The organism is Mycobacterium parmense, assembly GCF_010730575.1.
In the GTDB taxonomy this organism is placed as follows: Bacteria; Actinomycetota; Actinomycetes; order Mycobacteriales; family Mycobacteriaceae; genus Mycobacterium; species Mycobacterium parmense.
In genome coordinates, this window is sequence record NZ_AP022614.1 from 4,221,285 (window position 1) to 4,237,229 (window position 15,945).

18 protein-coding genes are annotated in these 15,945 nt (G+C 69.5%); 10 read left to right on the plus strand and 8 right to left on the minus strand.

Annotated features, from left to right (window positions below; translation table 11 throughout):
- Nucleotides 1-5: 5 nt before the first annotated feature.
- The 3 genes from G6N48_RS19460 to G6N48_RS19470 all read right to left on the minus strand — a co-directional run bounded on the left by G6N48_RS19460 (nt 6) and on the right by G6N48_RS19470 (nt 2,333).
- On the minus strand, nt 6-338 hold the full coding sequence (locus G6N48_RS19460; protein ID WP_085270541.1) for a GNAT family N-acetyltransferase: 333 nt from the start codon (nt 336-338) through the stop codon (nt 6-8).
- 59 nt (nt 339-397) lie between these two features.
- Nucleotides 398-1,780: an acyl-CoA dehydrogenase family protein gene (locus tag G6N48_RS19465; RefSeq protein WP_085270418.1), complete on the minus strand. Its 1,383-nt coding sequence runs from the start codon at nt 1,778-1,780 to the stop codon at nt 398-400.
- Nucleotides 1,781-1,916: 136 nt separating this feature from the next.
- Nucleotides 1,917-2,333, minus strand: a complete 417-nt coding sequence (locus G6N48_RS19470) for a WhiB family transcriptional regulator (RefSeq protein ID WP_085270419.1) — start codon at nt 2,331-2,333, stop codon at nt 1,917-1,919.
- A gap of 145 nt (nt 2,334-2,478) precedes the next feature.
- Here G6N48_RS19470 and G6N48_RS19475 point away from each other — a divergent pair, with 145 nt between their 5' ends.
- The 6 genes from G6N48_RS19475 to G6N48_RS19500 all read left to right on the plus strand — a co-directional run bounded on the left by G6N48_RS19475 (nt 2,479) and on the right by G6N48_RS19500 (nt 6,364).
- Nucleotides 2,479-3,255, plus strand: coding sequence for a helix-turn-helix domain-containing protein (locus G6N48_RS19475; protein WP_085270420.1), 777 nt, complete (start codon nt 2,479-2,481; stop codon nt 3,253-3,255).
- Nucleotides 3,252-4,058 (plus strand): C40 family peptidase, encoded by an 807-nt coding sequence (locus G6N48_RS19480; protein WP_085270421.1) that lies wholly within the window; start codon nt 3,252-3,254, stop codon nt 4,056-4,058. The genes G6N48_RS19475 and G6N48_RS19480 overlap by 4 nt, the downstream gene beginning before the upstream one ends.
- The gene (locus tag G6N48_RS19485; RefSeq protein WP_085270422.1) at nt 4,055-4,426 is read left to right on the plus strand and encodes a DUF4226 domain-containing protein; all 372 of its coding nucleotides are present in this window, start codon (nt 4,055-4,057) and stop codon (nt 4,424-4,426) included. Before G6N48_RS19480 ends, G6N48_RS19485 begins: the two co-directional genes overlap by 4 nt.
- An 82-nt stretch (nt 4,427-4,508) precedes the next feature.
- Nucleotides 4,509-5,705, plus strand: a complete 1,197-nt coding sequence (locus G6N48_RS19490; protein WP_232066664.1) for a DUF4226 domain-containing protein — start codon at nt 4,509-4,511, stop codon at nt 5,703-5,705.
- A gap of 33 nt (nt 5,706-5,738) precedes the next feature.
- On the plus strand, nt 5,739-6,056 hold the full coding sequence (locus G6N48_RS19495) for an ESX-1 secretion-associated protein (protein WP_085270424.1): 318 nt from the start codon (nt 5,739-5,741) through the stop codon (nt 6,054-6,056).
- The gene (locus G6N48_RS19500; RefSeq protein ID WP_085270425.1) at nt 6,053-6,364 is read left to right on the plus strand and encodes a DUF2694 family protein; all 312 of its coding nucleotides are present in this window, start codon (nt 6,053-6,055) and stop codon (nt 6,362-6,364) included. Before G6N48_RS19495 ends, G6N48_RS19500 begins: the two co-directional genes overlap by 4 nt.
- Before the next feature lie 12 nt (nt 6,365-6,376).
- Here G6N48_RS19500 and G6N48_RS27730 read toward each other — a convergent pair whose 3' ends face one another.
- On the minus strand, nt 6,377-6,520 hold the full coding sequence (locus tag G6N48_RS27730) for a hypothetical protein (protein ID WP_169718450.1): 144 nt from the start codon (nt 6,518-6,520) through the stop codon (nt 6,377-6,379).
- An 82-nt stretch (nt 6,521-6,602) separates the two neighbouring features.
- Between G6N48_RS27730 and G6N48_RS19505 the strand changes: the two genes are divergently transcribed.
- Together G6N48_RS19505 and G6N48_RS19510 are read left to right on the plus strand one after the other, a co-directional pair.
- Nucleotides 6,603-7,985 (plus strand): DUF5631 domain-containing protein, encoded by a 1,383-nt coding sequence (locus tag G6N48_RS19505; RefSeq protein ID WP_085270426.1) that lies wholly within the window; start codon nt 6,603-6,605, stop codon nt 7,983-7,985.
- 36 nt (nt 7,986-8,021) lie between these two features.
- On the plus strand, nt 8,022-8,339 hold the full coding sequence (locus G6N48_RS19510) for a DUF2710 family protein (protein WP_085270427.1): 318 nt from the start codon (nt 8,022-8,024) through the stop codon (nt 8,337-8,339).
- 139 nt (nt 8,340-8,478) lie between these two features.
- Here G6N48_RS19510 and G6N48_RS19515 read toward each other — a convergent pair whose 3' ends face one another.
- Complete coding sequence (locus tag G6N48_RS19515; protein WP_085270428.1) at nt 8,479-9,252, minus strand: TIGR03084 family metal-binding protein; 774 nt, start codon at nt 9,250-9,252, stop codon at nt 8,479-8,481.
- A gap of 41 nt (nt 9,253-9,293) precedes the next feature.
- Nucleotides 9,294-10,649, minus strand: a complete 1,356-nt coding sequence (locus G6N48_RS19520) for an MFS transporter (protein ID WP_085270429.1) — start codon at nt 10,647-10,649, stop codon at nt 9,294-9,296.
- A 68-nt stretch (nt 10,650-10,717) separates the two neighbouring features.
- On the opposite strand from G6N48_RS19520, the gene G6N48_RS19525 reads away from it, so the two are divergent.
- Nucleotides 10,718-11,323 (plus strand): YqgE/AlgH family protein, encoded by a 606-nt coding sequence (locus G6N48_RS19525; protein WP_085270542.1) that lies wholly within the window; start codon nt 10,718-10,720, stop codon nt 11,321-11,323.
- A gap of 55 nt (nt 11,324-11,378) precedes the next feature.
- On the opposite strand, the gene G6N48_RS19530 is transcribed toward G6N48_RS19525, so the two are convergent.
- Together G6N48_RS19530 and G6N48_RS19535 are read right to left on the minus strand one after the other, a co-directional pair.
- Nucleotides 11,379-11,720, minus strand: coding sequence for a hypothetical protein (locus G6N48_RS19530; RefSeq protein ID WP_085270430.1), 342 nt, complete (start codon nt 11,718-11,720; stop codon nt 11,379-11,381).
- Nucleotides 11,721-11,787: 67 nt separating this feature from the next.
- A complete protein-coding gene (locus G6N48_RS19535) occupies nt 11,788-12,840 on the minus strand; it encodes an LpqN/LpqT family lipoprotein (protein WP_085270431.1) in 1,053 nt (350 codons plus the stop codon).
- Nucleotides 12,841-13,026: 186 nt separating this feature from the next.
- Here G6N48_RS19535 and leuS point away from each other — a divergent pair, with 186 nt between their 5' ends.
- Nucleotides 13,027-15,939 (plus strand): leucine--tRNA ligase, encoded by a 2,913-nt coding sequence (leuS, locus tag G6N48_RS19540; RefSeq protein ID WP_085270432.1) that lies wholly within the window; start codon nt 13,027-13,029, stop codon nt 15,937-15,939.
- The last annotated feature ends 6 nt before the right edge of the window (nt 15,940-15,945 follow it).

Consider the following 15,945-nt stretch of genomic DNA (forward strand, 5'->3'; position numbering starts at 1 on the left):
CCCGGCTAACGGGTCCGCAACCACCTGTGCACGTCGGGCGTGACGGGGTCGGTGATGTCATCGAATTCCGGGTGCTTCTTGAGTACCGTGCCGATCATCGAACACACCGGGACAATCCGCTTGCCTTCCGCGCGGGACTCGTTGAGCGCCTCCTCGACCAGGATGGTCGCCAGCCCCCGGCCGCCGAAGCTCGAATCGATCTCGGTGTGGTAGAACACGCGCTGGCCGTCCCGGTCGGCGAAGTCGGCGAGGCCGACGGTCTGCCCCTCGACGGCGATTACGTAGCGGCCTTCCTCCGCGGTGACGGTCGCTTCGGCACCGGTCTTGTCGGCGGTCATGTCGTTTCCTCTCTTCTCGGTCTTCGCGTGGCTGTCGCGATGCAGCACTCCCCCGCCGGCTAGTTGCCGGGCGGTCGCAGGACCTTCATCGCCAACCGCATGACGGGCTCGGGAACCCGATCCTTGGCGGACAGCGCCGCGTCGGCGGCGCGGGAGCGCAGCGGCGTGCCCCGGCCGAAGTAGCGGTTCAGCGGGCCCCCGGAGGGCTCGAGCATGACATGCAGCGGCGGGGTGTCCACGCTGGCGCCCAGCGCGTTGGCGATGACCATCCGCTGAATCTCGCTGGTGCCTTCGAAGATGGTGTACAGCTTGGCATCCCGATACCACTTCTCCACCGGGTGATCGGTGATGTAACCCCAGCCGCCCATGGTCTGGATCGCTCGTTCGGTGGCTTTGACGGCCACCTCGCTGGCCGCCATCTTCGACATGGAGCCCTCTCCCCGCTCGAACGGGATGTTGTTGGCCGCCATCCACGACGCGCGATAGGTCAGCAGGCGCGCGGCGTCGATCTGGGTGGCAAGCTCAGCCAGCGGGAACGCGATTCCTTGGTTGTTGATGATCGGAGCGCCGAACGCCTCGCGCTCGGTGGCGTAGGCCGTCGCGTACTCCAAAGCGGCGCGGGCAATCCCGATCGCCTGGGCCGCCACCATCGGGCGGGTCTGTTCGAAGGTGCCCAGCGTCGCCGATCCGGACCGGTGCCCACCCGCGACGAGCTCGCGGGCCTTCGCCAGCTTGTGTTCCAACTTCTCCTCGCCGCCGAGCAGATTCTCGCCCGGGATCCGGACTCCCTCGAACAGCAACTCGGCGGTGTGCGAGGCGCGGCAGCCCAGCTTGTCGAGCTTCCGCAGCGTCTTGAGGCCGGCTGTCCCCCCGGGCACCACGAACAGCGCCTGCCCGCGGTGGCCGAGCTCCTCGTCGACCACCGCGTTGACCACGTGCACGTTGGCGATGCCGCCGTTGCCGATCCACATCTTGTGACCGTCGAGGATCCAGTCGTCACCGTCGCGGCGCGCGCGGGTCCGCAGATTGCGCACGTCGCTGCCGCCCTCGGGTTCCGAGATCGCCAGCGCGGCCAGCTTGAGATCGCCCGGCGTCCCGAAACATTCGGGCGCCCACTGCAGCATCTGCTCGGGCGACGCGGCCTGACCGATCGCCGACAGGGCCAGCGCCGGCATGACGATCGCCAGGCCGATGCCGGCACAACCCCAGAACAGCTCCTCCATGAACATCGGCAGGGACATCCCGGTCGGATCGCCGATCAGATCGCGGTAGAACAGCGGGCTGTAGAAACCCTGCCGGGCGGCTTCCTCGAGCACCGGCCAGGGAAACTCCTGGCGTTGGTCGTAGTCGAGAGCCACCGGGCGGACGACGGACTCGGCGAACTCGTGCGTGCGACGGGCCAGGTCGTGCTGTGCCGCCGTGGGTGTCAGGTCGAACGTCATGGCAGCGCCCTCTGCGTCTCGTTACGCGGCTTGTTCTCACGCCGCCGCGCGGCCTGAATCGTCGCCGCTGGGTCGACAGACTCGGTCCTTGCCGAGCCGGACTACCCCGTTGACGGGCTCAGCAAACGGCGGCGGGTCAGGCCGCCGAACGCGGTCCGACCTGCGCGATCGGCAGGTGCAGCACGACGGCCGTCGCCGGGACCGCGTCGTCTTCGCGACGTTCCAGCAGCGCCGCATTCTCGGGCAGCTGACGCGAATTGATCTCGCCGGTGGCGATGCGCCGCAGTACCTCGTGGGCACGGGCAAGTTGGTCGCGCTTGCGGTACTGACCGCCGGGCAGCTTCACCCCGGCCCACACGCCGTACTCCTCGCGGTGCGTGACGGCGTGCTGGGCGCATCGGCGCTGCTGTGCCAATGGGCAGCGGCGCAGGCACTGGATCCGCGCCTCGGTGGCCGACCGCTCGTAGGCGCGCGCCTTCGCCGCGCCGTCGCCACCGTCGTCGTCCGGGTAGCCGAACCACAATTCCGGGTTGGTCGCGCAGGGGTGTCCCATGTCGGTCTCCTCGATCTGGCTGTCAAACGTAGACGGAAGCGTATAGCAACAGCGCCGGGCTCGGCAAGAGAAACGTGATGGAAACGTATATCCGCTGGCCGCCGCCCGCGGCTGTGTAATATCCGCCGTATGGCCGGAGCGTGCGGTGAGCCGTGAATCGGCCGGGGCCGCGATCCGCGCGCTCCGCGAATCGCGCGACTGGTCGTTGGCAGAGCTGGCCGCGGCGACGGGCGTCAGCATCATGGGCCTGAGCTTTCTGGAGCGAGGCGCCCGCAAACCGCATAAAAGCACAGTTCAAAAGGTTGAGAACGGGCTCGGACTGCCGCCCGGCACTTACTCGCGGCTGCTGGTCGCCGCCGACCCGGACGCCGAGCTGGCGCGATTGATGGCATCGCAGCAGCCCGGAGAGATGCCCGCAAGGCGGGTGGGCCCCATAGTGGTCGACCGCCACAGCGACACCGACGTGCTGGAAGGTTATGCCGAGGCGCAACTCGATGCCATCAAATCCGTCATCGATCGACTTCCGGCGACAACGTCAAACGAATATGAGACGTATATTCTCTCTGTGATCGCACAATGTGTGAAGGCCGAGATGCTGGCCGCCAGCTCTTGGCGCGTGGCGGTGAACGCCGGCGGCGACTCGACGGGCCGGCTCATGGAGCACCTGCGCGAACTCGAGGCGACCCGGACGGCGCTGCTGAAGAGGATGCCCGCCAGCCTGAGCGCGCGCTTCGACCTGGCGTGTGCGCAGTCGGCGTTGCCCGAACCGATCATCGCGGCACTGGTCGGAGTCGGCGCCGACGAGATCTGGGAGATCCGCAACACCGGCGCCATCCCGCCAGGGGCGCTCCCCCGCGTTCGCGCCTTCACCGAGGCGGTCGAGTCGACCAATCCGAAGCGAGCCGCCGAGGGGGCGCAATGATCGGCAACGAACTCGAGGTGTTGGGCCGTGCCCACCGGCTGTTCGCCGGCAACGCGCGGCGTCCCCCGCTGCACGCGGGCGCGCCGCTTCATGATGGCCCGCGCGTCACCGTCAATACCGTTGGTTTGCAGGGCAACTACCGAGCCGCTGCCGATCGGGGCCGGCGACAGCTGCGCTCGGCTGCCGGTACTGACGCGCTCGCGGCCGACATCATCGACGGCGCGCTTCACGATCGGGCGAGGGCCCATGATCTCACCGCACGCGTGCTCGACGCGGCGCGCGCCGACGTCGCATCCGGCCCCGTCACACCGCTGGCCCAGCGGGAGGCGATGCGCCGCGGGGCGGCCCGGCTGCGTTCCCAACGCGGGCACGTCCTGACGGCGCGCCTGCTGGCCCGACGGCATGCCGCGGCACTGCGCGCGCTGCGGTACCAATCGCTGCGCCGCTCGCGGCTGCCGCTGACCGATCGCCGCGCCGCCATCGTGGTGCGCGCCGCAATTTCGCGACTGGGCCGCCCGTACGTGTGGGGCGCGACGGGCCCCGATCAGTTCGACTGTTCGGGCCTGGTTCAGTGGTGTTACGCGCGGGCCGGTATCCACCTCGACCGCACCACCTATGAGCAGATCAACGACGGTATTCCGGTGCCTCGTTCCCAGGTTCGCCCGGGGGATCTCGTCTTTCCCCACGCCGGACACGTCCAACTGGCGATCGGCAACAACCTCGTCATCGAAGCGCCCTACTCCGGCGCCTCGGTTCGAGTGAGCCGACTGGGCAACAGCATTGCGATCCGGCGGCCATTGTGACAGGCGCGGAACAAGCCGGACGTGCACTGGACGCCGCTCGGGCGCGGCAATCGTCTCTGGCAGGCCGGCACCGCGCGATGGCCGACGCCGACCGCGCGCTCACGCAGGTCCTCGCCGACGCTCACGCCTCGATGCGCGAAAGCGTCAGGAGGCTGGATGCGATCGCCGATGAAGTCGACCGCGCGGTCGCGCACCAATCCGGGCTCGCCGTCGACACCCCGTTGGGCGCGCGCGAGTTTCAGAGATTCCTGGCGGCGAAGCACCGGGAGATCGCGGCGGTAATCGAGGATGCGCGCGAGTTCGGCCGCGCCAAAAAGGTTGCGATCGAGCGACTGGGCGCGCAGTACCTCGGTTCTGCGGACCAGTGAGACAGCTGGTGCGATGCTTGTCCACAACGGCGCCGTCGCGGTGATTTGTCGGTCGCGGCACCCATCATTACAGTCGCCCGGCATGCAGGGGCCGCCACAAGATCGCGACGTTGCCGCCACGCCCCCGGAACCGGGAAAGGGTGCGGCCGCGGACGCCATAGCGCACGCGGAAAGCGCTCTGGCGCGGCAGAATTCGGCTGTCTCCCAACTCGACCTGCAAGTCGTGTCCGCCATTTTGAACGCACACCTGCAGGCCGTCGAGGGAAAAGAGGCGTTGGCCGAACTGCAACGCGAGACCGAGGCCGCGGTCCGGACCCGGTCGGACCTCGACACCCCGGCGGGCGCGCGTGACTTTCAGCGGTTCCTCATCGGCAAGCTCAGGGACATCCGCGGGGTGGTCCTCAACGTGAGCCTGGACGACACCTCGAAATCGGCGCTGATGGCCGCCTGGACGTCGCTCTACGAATGTTCGCGAAGCGAGCCGCATCCCGGGGAGGATCAGGCGCCGGCGCCCCCGGGCGACGAGCCCGCGGCGTCTCCCGACGATCTAGGCACCGATCCCCTGCTGGACTCGTTGCTGGCCGACGATCCCGGCCTGCCGCCCGGGGAGGCGCCCGCAACGCTTCCGCAGGCCGCCTACCCACCCGCGCCGCCGATTCCCAACCTGGGCATGGGGCCGATGCCCGGTCTCGGAGTTCCCGGTGGGTTACCGCTGCCCACAGGGCTCGCAGACCTGGCCGATTCGGCGGCGCGTCATCCCGAGACCGACGCGTCCGGTCCCGACGACCCGGACACGGGTGCTCACGACCATGTCCGGGACTCAGGCGCAACCCCGGCACAGGGCGAGTTGGCATCGGCCGGCGATCCCGAGGCCGGCCCGACACCGGTGACGCTGCCCGACGGAGAAACGGTGACGGCGCCCAGCCCGCGGCTCGCGGCCGCCATCAATGCCGCGGTCGGTGGTGCGCCCATCGCCGAAGCGTTCCGCCAGCAAGGCATCACGCTTCCCCCACCGGGCACGCCGGTCACCGACCCCATCGACCCCAAGCAGGTCAACCCGGGCGACGTGGGCATCCTGACCGATCGCTATGCGCTCGCCCTCGGCCCCGGAAAAGCCCTTCTGGACGGCCAGATTCAGCACATCGGCACCGTGAGCGGGCCGAACTTTCTAGGCTGGGAGCATCCACCGGGGGCGAACACGACGGTGACCGCGCCGGCCGAGCCCAATGCACCGACACCGACTCGACCGGCGAACGCGCCGGCCACCTCAGGACAGTGACCGCCGCCGGCGGCCATGAACAGGAGACAGCGGATGGCAGATTCGATCCACGTCGTGCCCGCGCAGTTGCGGCAGGCCGCGGCGCAGCACCAGGAGACCGCGGAGTACCTACGCACCGTTCCGTCGTCGCATGCCGCGATTCAGGAGAGCCTCGACTCGCTGGGGCCGATCTTCGGTGAACTCCGCGAAGCCGGGCGCGAACTGCTCGAGTTGCGCCGGCAATGCTACGAACGACAGGCCGACGACCACGCCGACCTGGCCGACAAGCTGACCTTGTCCGCGACGATGTGGGAACACCACGAGCGAAGCGCGGCACATGACCTGCGGGGCGTCGCCGACGGCGGTCGATGACCGACGCCAACCCCGCGTTTGACACCGTCCACCCGAGCGGGCACATCATGGTCCGCTCCTGCCGCGGCGGATACATGCACAGCGTCGCGCTGAGCGACGCGGCGATGGAGACCGACGCCGACACGCTCGCGCGGGGTATTCTCCTCACCGCCGATGTGGCGTGCCTGAAGGCGTTGCTGGAAATCCGCGATGAGATCCTGGCCGCCGGTCACACCCCGTCCGCGGAGGTGCCGACCCCGCAAGACCTCGACGCTGCGATCGAGAAGTTGCTGGCGCACAAGCTGCGCCGCCGCGACGGCATGGGTTGACCGGCGCAGGGCTTACGGCAGCTGGGTTTGGCCGGCGCCGGGGCGGGGAACGATGTCAACTGGCGGCTCGACGGGGTTGGGGCCGAACAACTCTCGTGCCCGGGCCAGCAGGGCACGCACCTCGTCGAGTTGCTGCTGCAGCGCAGATTCAGCCATCCCTCCACGCTACCGAGGCCGCCGCGCCGGCACAATTCACCGACCGCATAAAGCATCCGAGGCATGCCGGTACGCTGAGTCGGTGGCGATCTTCGGCCGGATAGCGGCGCGCCAGCGCCTCCGCAGAGCTACCCGGGAATCGTTGGCGATTCCGGCCTTCAGCTCTCCCGTCGACTGCACCCCGTGGGTGACAGGCGGGCTGTGGCCGGCCGAGTTGTCGACCGTCACAGCCGAAACCGCCACGCTCGCAGAGTATCTCAGGGACGACCTGCAGCGCATCGCCGACCGCGCCAATGATGAGCTCAAGATCATCAAGCGGGCCGGATTGTCCGACTCCGCGCGTCAGGCGGAGGAGGCCGGCGTGATCGACGACGCCCGCGCCCGGGCGGTGCGGCGGGTCGAATCGACCCTGCGCCAGTTGGACGCGATGAAAGCCCGCGCTGCCGGGGCTGCGGTCCGGCGAGAACCCACCGAACCCGTGCATCCCGAGCCGGGGGAAACCCAGATCATCCCTGCCGTGAAGGACCCCGAACCGGACGTCGAGCCGGTGGCAGGGCTGGCCACCGCGACCGACCGTGAGGAGCCGGACACGGCGTGGTATCCGCCCGCTGTTCACCACGACGCCGTCGAGCCTGTCACACGCCCTCACATCGACGACACACAAGTCATTCCCGCCATCAGTCAGGCAGAGCCCGCAGTCGACGCGCCGGGCGGCCCGGGTCGCCATCATGCGCTCGTCGAGGCGCCCGCCCCGGACGACACGGCAACCGAGGGCGACTACGGCACCCCCGGCGGCGACGCCGAAGCCTCCGCCGCCGACTCAGCCTCCGCGGCAACGGAATCCGATGCCGCGCGGCTGAACCGGCTGCTCGAGTTCGTAGTGCGCCAGGAGTCGCGGCTGAACTGGGCCGTCGGCGATCGCGCGGACGGGACGACCCTGCTGGTCACCGACCTCGCCCACGGGTGGATACCGGGCGCGATCACGCTGCCGGCCGGCGTGCGGCTGTTGCCCCCGGGGCGGCGCACCGGCAGGGCCGCAGCACTGATCGGTGACCCGCAGCGCCTCGTGACCTACGCACCGGGCGACTTCTTGCGCCGTACCGCCGGCTTCGCGGCAACGCATACCTCGCTGCAGCCGCGCGAGCTGCCCGCCATCGACAACCTGAGGTCTGTGCTCGGCGAGACCACCCACTGGCGCGACGGGCTCCCCCGCATCGTCTACCGGCTGGCCAACGCGGCCGCCACCGGCGAGACGGTCGTCGACCAGGAGATCGACGTCCTGCGGGTGCATCTCGACACCGCGCGCTACCAGCTGCTGGTCCAATACCCGAATGTCGATCAAGCGCTGCTGCTCAACTGCATGCTGATGGCGGCCACCGAGAGGATGGTCAGCGGGGATCCGTTGTCGGCGAACTACCACCTCGCGTGGTACCGGCAACTGGTTTCCACGCCCGCCGATCAATGAATTGACGCTGGTCGGAGGGGTCGACATACTGTCTTCGTGTCGGGGTCGGGCGATGGCGCGGATCTCAGCGACAAGGATCTGGTCGAATCGGTTCTCAAGGAGCTGAGCGAGGCCGCCGACAAGTGGGAAGCCTTCGTCGCGCAGGCCGAGGCCGTCACCTACAGCGTGGACCTCGGCGACATCCAGGCCGTCGCGAACGCCGACGGCCGGCTGATCAGGTTGGCGCTGCACCCCGCCGTGATGACGGCCTACGCCCACGGGGAACTGGCCGACAGGCTGAACCTCGCGTTCGCGGCGCTGCGCGAGGAGGCCGAGGCCGAGAATCAAGCGACTTACGGCGGGCCGCTGCAGTAATCGCGCTCATCGCCGCTCGTCGCGCTTGCGCGCTCATCGCCCGACGCGGGGTGGGATGGGCGTCGGCTCTCTTCGCGCTTGCGCGCTCATCGCCCGACGCCGGGTGGGATGGGCGTCGGCTCTCTTCGCGCTTGCGCGCTCATCGCCCGACGCCGGGAGGGCCCGCGAAAGCCTGCGCGACCTCGAGCCATCGCCGCGCGTCGTCCCCCTCGGCAACGAGGCCGAGCGCGCTGAGCGGTCGCCGCTGGGTGACCAGGTAGCAGAAGTCCTCGGCGGAGCCGGTGACGCGCTGCGCGGCGTCGGGCGGCCCCCAGGACCAGGTGGCGCCCCCGGGTCCGCGCAGCTCAACCAGAAACGGCTCGGCGGGTGCCGCCAGGTTGTTGACCGAGAAGGCGTAATCGCGGGTGCGAACCCCGAGATGCGCGATCGACCGCAGCCGGTCGGTGGCCGGGCGTGACACGCCGAGGGCGTCGGCAACGTCGAGGCCGTGCGCCCACGTCTCCATCAGCCGGGCGGTGGCCATCGACGCCGCGCTCATCGGCGGCCCGAACCACGGCAGTTTGCGCCCGTCGGGAACCGTCAGCAGCGCCTCGTGCAATCGTGCGCGGGTGACCCGCCACTCCGAGAGCAGCTGCGCGGGTGCAACTTCCGCCAGTTCGTCGGCGCCGGCGTCGACGAATCCGGTCGGGTTCGCCGCGGCGGCCGTGAGCACATCGGCGAACCCCGCCTCGTCGGTGACCGACAGCAGCGCCACCCGATCGGTCCACAACAGATGTCCGATCTGGTGGGCGATGGTCCAGCCGGGAGCGGGTGTCGGACCGGCCCAGCGTTCGGCCGGCAGCGGCGCCACCAAATCGTCGAGTTGGTCGCTCTCGGCACACAGGTCGGCGACGACCGGGCCGGGTCCGGCCATCATCGGCTCCGCAAGGAGCGCGGGGAAGTCACCTTCGCACTTTAGCCAGTGCCCGGTTCGGCGCGGCGGCCGATGACGGCGTGCAGGACGAGGCCGGCCACGTAAAGCGCCGAGCCGAACAGCGCGAACGCGGGTGCATGCCCGTCGTCGGGAATCAGGGCGGCGGCCAAGGTGATCGAGGCGATGAACGACACCCAGAACAGCGCGTCCTGCACCGCGAACACGTGCCCGCGAAGCGCGTCGTCGACGTCCATCTGGATCGCGGAGTCGGCGCACAGCTTGACCACCTGGCCGGCCACTCCGAGGAAGAAACCGCACACCACCATCACCGGCAGCTGCAACCCGGCGCCTGCGAGCTGGATGACGGCGGCCGCGGCCAGGGCGCCGTTGGCCGTGGCGTAACGGCCCCGGCGGCGCACCACGGCGGGCGTGAACACGTTCGCCAGGAACGCCCCCAGCCCCGCGGCGCCGAAGAACAGCAGGGCCGCCCCCAGTCCCCCCGTCTCGGGATCGGGAATGTGGTGGAGCAGCAGCAAGACCAGCAGCGAATTGATGCCGATCACCATTCGATGTGCGGCCAGGCCGGACAAGGTGGCGGCGACGGTGGGACGCTGTGCAACGGTGCGGGCGCCGTGCAACCAGCCGGTGACCACCGCGTAGAGGGCCGGCCCGTGGACCGCGCGGCGGGTTTCGTCCGGGCCCAGTACGCGCGAGCCGAACCGCAACGAGAGCAGCAACGCGATCAGGACCGGTATCGCGGTCAGGAAGATGACCGCGGATGCCCCCTCGTCACCGGCGCCGACCACGAAGCGGGGCACCAGCATGAAGTTTGCGCCGAGGAAGGCGGCGATAGCTCCCGATGCCGTGGCGACCGAGTTCATCGTCACCACCTGTTCGCGCGGCACCACGTGCGGAAGCGCCGCCGACAGCCCGGATGCGACGAATCGGGCCAGGCCGTTGGCGAGCAGCGCCCCCAGCAACAGGGCCATGTCACCGGCCCGCACGGCGAGGATCGTGCCGATCGCGGCGATCAGAACCAGGCGGCAGGCGGTCGCGCCGACGAGCACCAGCCGGCGGTCCCAGCGGTCCATCAGGGCTCCGGCGAACGGACCCAGCAGCGAGTAGGGCAGGAACAGCACCGCGAACGCGCGCGCGATCGCCATGGGATCGGCGGCCCGATCCGGGTTGAACAGCAGCGCTCCCGCCAGGCCCGCCTGGAAGAGGCCGTCTGCGAACTGACTCGCCATGCGTACCAGGAGCAGTCGCCCGAAATCGGGCAAACTGCGCACGGACCGCCAGAGGGCTACGGGTGCGCTCGAGCGCGTCCCGGTATAGGTCACGAAACCGACTTCCACGAGTGGGGTGGGCAGGCTTGCTGCGGTCCGACGCCGCCGCATTAACAGTACAAATATCCGCGCGCTGCGCTCGATTGCCCCGGCGAAGATGCGCCGGATGCGATGATGGTCTGGTGCCGTCCGAGGACCCAGAGGACTATGTCGCGCCGGCCGCGCAGCGAGTGCGTGCCGGCACTTTGCTGCTGGCCAACACCGACCTCCTCGAACCGACGTTCCGGCGGACCGTCATCTACATCGTTGAGCACAACGACGGCGGCACGCTCGGCGTTGTGCTCAACCGGCCCAGCGAAACCGCCGTTTACAACGTTCTGCCCCAGTGGGCCAAGCTGACGGCCAAGCCGAAGACGATGTTCATCGGCGGGCCGGTGAAGCGAGACGCGGCCCTGTGCCTTGCGACGCTGCGCATCGGCGCCGACGCGCACGGCGTGCCCGGCCTGCGGCATGTGGCGGGCCGGGTGGTCATGGTCGATCTGGATGCCGACGCCGATACGATCGCGCCCCTGGTCGAAGGTGTGCGGATCTTCGCCGGGTACTCCGGCTGGACCATCGGTCAGCTCGAGGGCGAAATCGAGCGTGACGACTGGATCGTACTGTCGGCGTTGCCATCTGACGTTCTGTCCGGTTCGAGGGGCGACCTGTGGGGCCAGGTGTTGCGCCGGCAGCCGTTGCCGCTGTCGATGCTGGCCACCCACCCCATCGACGTCAGCCGGAACTGACGCCCCTCCCCCGCTGTCCGCCCGTTCAGTGACAGGACGTTCAGTGACAGGACGTTCAGTGACAGGACTGTGTGCAGGCGCCGCAGCGGCCGCCACACGGCTGTGCCGCCGCTTGCTGGCGCAACGCGAAGCGCGCACTCTGCCAGGAGCCGGCGGCCAGGGTTCCGAGTGCGCCGACGACGCACACGATCAGCACCACCAGAGCGGTGTGCGGGGACGCGGAAAGCGCCACGATGCCACCGGCGGTCAGCATCACCGCCGCCGCCAACTGCGTCGGCGCCATGGCACGCAACGCCACCGCCGTGATGTCGACCGTTTGGTTGTGCGCAAGCGACCAGATCCCGAACCCGGCACAGGCCCCGGCCGCACACATGCTCAGCACGCCCGCAATCAGCATGGCCTCACCATACGAGGCCACCCGCCGGTCCGCTCGCGCGGCTCCGGCCGCCCGCGGCGCGGCCGGATCAGTGCTGCAGGAACGAGAAATTCGGCAGCGGTGGCAAGCCGGGCACCATCGCCAGGAGGTTGGGCGTGGGCTGCGGCGCCTGGGCGGGGGCCGGCGCGGTCACAGGAACGGGCGCGGTGGCCGCAGGCGCGGGCACGGGGGCTGCGGGCGCGGGTGCGGGCCCCGCGACGGGCAGGCCGACCGGCGCGGCGGCCGGGACCTGGGCGGGGGCCGGTGTCGGCGCCCCCGGCACGGTCACCCGGAAACCGTTGATGATGGCGTCGGTGGCCGGGGCGTCGGCAACCGCCAGCGCACGGTCGGTGGTGACCGCCAGCGACACCAGGTACTTGTCGCGCCCGGACGTGGCGATGACGTGACGCCGCGCCGTATTCAGGATCATGTCGCCGTCGCGGTAGGTGCCCTCGGCGACCGATGAGGGAAAGCCGTCGAAGTCGGCCATCGATGCGTTGGTGGGTTGCCACGCCAGCAGCTGCTGGCTGTCGACGTATCCGTGCGAGATCGCCTCGCGGGCATCGAAGTTGCCGACCAGCTTGTACACCACCACCTGCGCGTTCGACGAGTAGATGCTGTTGCCGTGCCGGTCGGCGATCACCGCGAACGCGTCGGGCACGTTCGGGTCGGGCACCTGAGTCCAGCGCGGCGGTACCGGCAGCGTGATGTCGAGCGCCTTGAGACCCTGCGGCGTCTGCGCCTCGAGCTTGACCCCCTTCGACTGCAGATACTCACGAAGCGTGCCCGAGGTCGCGGGTGTCACGGCCGGCGGCGCCGGCACCGCGGGCGCGGCCGCGACCTGTGCCTGCGTTGCGGGCGCGCCGGCGGCGCTCGGCGGCATGAACGGGTTGGCGGCCGGCGGGGCGGCGAGCAGCCTGTTGGGCACCTGACCGGGAAGGACGTTCTGCGGCGCCAGTGCGGGGACGGCGGGCGCGGGGGAGGGGGTGGGAAGCCCCGGATCCGCCGATGCCCTGGCGGCGCCCGCAAAAAGCGCGACACCGATCAGGCCGGCGGCCACGCCCCCCAGGAATGCCCGATGAGTGGGGGCGATCTCGATCATCTGCGTCGTCCTTCCCAATAGCTCGGGTGGTGAGCGCCTGCGTGTAGAGGCCGACTGTAACCAGAGGTCAAAGGTGGTGGACAGGCTTGAAATAGAGCTGGGATGAAGCTCTGATCGGCGCGCAACGCAACCGAGACCAACCCGTGGCCGCAGTTGGCGCCCCGGCGGTCCTTATACCCTGTTCAGGTGACCGAATCCCCGACCACCGCGTCCGCGGGCACCGCCGGCGCCGCTTCGGGCTCTCCCTCGGACTCCGAGGCGCCGCCGCATCGGTACGCCGCGGCGTTGGCGGGTCGTATCGAGAGCACTTGGCAGGACAACTGGGCCAGGCTCGGTACCTTCAACGTTCCCAACCCGGTCGGCTCGCTGGCTCCCACCGACGGCACCCCGGTCCCGGACGACAAGCTGTTCGTGCAGGACATGTTTCCGTACCCCTCGGGTGAGGGACTGCACGTCGGCCACCCGCTCGGCTACATCGCCACCGATGTCTACGCCCGTTACTTCAGGATGACCGGCCGTAACGTCCTGCACGCGTTGGGCTTTGACGCCTTCGGGCTGCCCGCCGAGCAGTATGCGGTGCAGACCGGGACCCATCCGCGCACCAGGACCGAGGCCAACGTCGTCAATTTCCGTCGCCAGTTGGGCCGGCTGGGCCTGGGGCACGACAGCCGGCGCAGCTTCTCGACCACCGATGCCGAGTTCTACAAGTGGACCCAGTGGATCTTCCTGCAGATCTACAACGCGTGGTTCGATCGCGCGGCCAACAAGGCCCGCCCGATCGCCGACCTGGTGGCGGAGTTCGATTCCGGTGCGCGACGCCTTGACGGTGGCCGCGAGTGGACCGAGCTGTCGGCGGGGGAGCGGGCGGACGTGATCGACGGCCACCGGCTGGTTTACCGCGCCGACTCGCTGGTCAACTGGTGCCCGGGTCTGGGGACGGTGCTTGCCAACGAAGAGGTGACCGCCGACGGCCGCAGCGACCGCGGCAACTTCCCGGTCTTCCGGAAACGGTTGCGGCAGTGGATGATGCGGATCACGGCCTATTCCGACCGGCTCCTCGACGACCTCGACCTGCTGGACTGGCCCGAGCCGGTGAAAACGATGCAGCGCAACTGGATCGGTCGCTCCACCGGGGTCAACGCGCTGTTCGCGGCGAGCATGACCAACGGCGATGAGGTCGACATCGAGGTGTTCACCACCCGGCCCGACACGATGTTCGGCGCCACCTATCTGGTGCTGGCACCCGAGCACGACCTGGTCGACGGCCTCGCAGCGGAGCAATGGCCGGACGGGACCGATCCCCGGTGGACCTACGGCGCAGCCACACCGCGGTCGGCGGTCGACGCGTACCGCCAGGCGATCGCCGCGAAGTCTGACCTGGAGCGTCAGGAGAACAAGGAGAAGACCGGCGTCTTCCTGGGCAGTTGCGCGACCAACCCGGCCAACGGCAAACCCGTGCCGGTCTTCATCGCCGACTATGTGTTGGCCGGATACGGGACGGGCGCCATCATGGCGGTGCCCGGGCACGACCAGCGCGACTGGGATTTCGCCCACCAGCTGGGCCTGCCGATCGTGGAAGTGATTGGCGGCGGCGACGTTTCGGAGGCGGCCCACACGGGCGACGGCGTGCTGGTCAACTCCGGCGACCTCGACGGGATGGACGTGGCGGCGGCGAAGGCCGCCATCACCGCACGGCTGGAGGCCGAGGGGCGCGGTTGTGCGCGCGTCGAATTCAAGCTGCGCGACTGGCTTTTCGCGCGGCAGCGGTACTGGGGCGAGCCGTTCCCCATCGTCTACGACAGCGACGGCCGCGCGCATCCCCTCGACGAGGCCGCGCTACCGGTCGAACTGCCCGACGTGCCCGATTATTCGCCGGTGCTGTTCGACCCCGACGACGCCGACAGCGAGCCGTCGCCGCCCCTGGCCAAGGCGACCGAGTGGGTGCACGTCGAACTGGACCTCGGCGACGGGCTGAAGCCCTACACGCGCGACACCAACGTGATGCCGCAGTGGGCCGGCAGTTCGTGGTATGAGTTGCGCTACACCGACCCGCACAACTCCGAACGGTTCGTCGGCAAGGAGAACGAGGCGTACTGGATGGGGCCGCGGCCCGACGAGCATGGCCCCCAGGATCCTGGCGGGGTCGATCTGTACGTCGGCGGCGCCGAGCATGCGGTCCTGCACCTGCTGTATTCGCGGTTCTGGCACAAGGTCCTCTACGACCTGGGCCATGTCAGCTCCCGCGAGCCCTACCGCAGGCTGGTCAACCAGGGTTACATCCAGGCCTTCGCCTACACCGACGCCCGCGGGTCCTACGTCGCGGCGGATGAGGTGATCGAGCGCGACGGCGGCTTCTTCTACCCCGGGCCCGACGGCGAGATCGAGGTGTTCCAGGAATTCGGCAAAATCGGTAAGAGCTTGAAGAACTCGATATCGCCGGACCAGATCTGCGACGAGTACGGCGCCGACACCCTGCGGGTCTACGAGATGTCGATGGGACCTCTGGAGGCCTCTCGGCCGTGGGCCACCAAGGACGTCGTCGGCGCGCACCGGTTCCTGCAACGGGTGTGGCGCCTGGTCGTCGACGAGCAGACGGGCCGGACCCGGGTGGCCGACGGGGTGGAGCCGGGCGTCGACACGCTGCGGTTCCTGCACCGCACCATTGCCGGAGTGTCGGAAGACTATGCCGCCCTTCGCAACAACACCGCCGCGGCCAAGCTGATCGAGTACACCAATCACCTCACCAAAGAACACCGCGATGCGGCTCCGCGGGCGGCGGTCGAGCCGCTGGTGCTGATGCTGGCGCCGCTGGCGCCGCACATGGCCGAGGAGTTGTGGCTGCGGCTCGGCCACCCCACCTCGTTGGCGCACGGCCCGTTCCCGCTAGCCGACCCGGAGTACCTGGTCGACGACAGGGTCGAATATCCGGTGCAGGTCAACGGGAAGGTCCGGGGGCGGATCGTGGTGTCCGCGGACGCCGATCAGGATTCGCTGAAGGCCGCGGCGCTCGCCGACGAGAAGGTGCAGGCGTTCCTGGCCGGCGCCTCTCCACGCAAGGTGATCGTGGTGCCAGGCCGCCTGGTCAATCTCGTGGTGTGAGCCCCG

Bases quoted from the DNA above. Each gene is read 5' to 3' on its own strand.
- G6N48_RS19470 (WP_085270419.1), bottom strand. From the start codon at position 2,333: ATGGGACACCCCTGCGCGACCAACCCGGAATTGTGGTTCGGCTACCCG.
- G6N48_RS19490 (WP_232066664.1), top strand. From the start codon at position 4,509: ATGCAGGGGCCGCCACAAGATCGCGACGTTGCCGCCACGCCCCCGGAA.
- G6N48_RS27730 (WP_169718450.1), bottom strand. From the start codon at position 6,520: ATGGCTGAATCTGCGCTGCAGCAGCAACTCGACGAGGTGCGTGCCCTG.
- G6N48_RS19530 (WP_085270430.1), bottom strand. From the start codon at position 11,720: ATGCTGATTGCGGGCGTGCTGAGCATGTGTGCGGCCGGGGCCTGTGCC.
- G6N48_RS19520 (WP_085270429.1), bottom strand. From the start codon at position 10,649: ATGCGGCGGCGTCGGACCGCAGCAAGCCTGCCCACCCCACTCGTGGAA.
- G6N48_RS19460 (WP_085270541.1), bottom strand. From the start codon at position 338: ATGACCGCCGACAAGACCGGTGCCGAAGCGACCGTCACCGCGGAGGAA.
- G6N48_RS19515 (WP_085270428.1), bottom strand. From the start codon at position 9,252: ATGGCCGGACCCGGCCCGGTCGTCGCCGACCTGTGTGCCGAGAGCGAC.
- G6N48_RS19535 (WP_085270431.1), bottom strand. From the start codon at position 12,840: ATGATCGAGATCGCCCCCACTCATCGGGCATTCCTGGGGGGCGTGGCC.
- G6N48_RS19480 (WP_085270421.1), top strand. From the start codon at position 3,252: ATGATCGGCAACGAACTCGAGGTGTTGGGCCGTGCCCACCGGCTGTTC.
- G6N48_RS19500 (WP_085270425.1), top strand. From the start codon at position 6,053: ATGACCGACGCCAACCCCGCGTTTGACACCGTCCACCCGAGCGGGCAC.
- G6N48_RS19495 (WP_085270424.1), top strand. From the start codon at position 5,739: ATGGCAGATTCGATCCACGTCGTGCCCGCGCAGTTGCGGCAGGCCGCG.
- G6N48_RS19465 (WP_085270418.1), bottom strand. From the start codon at position 1,780: ATGACGTTCGACCTGACACCCACGGCGGCACAGCACGACCTGGCCCGT.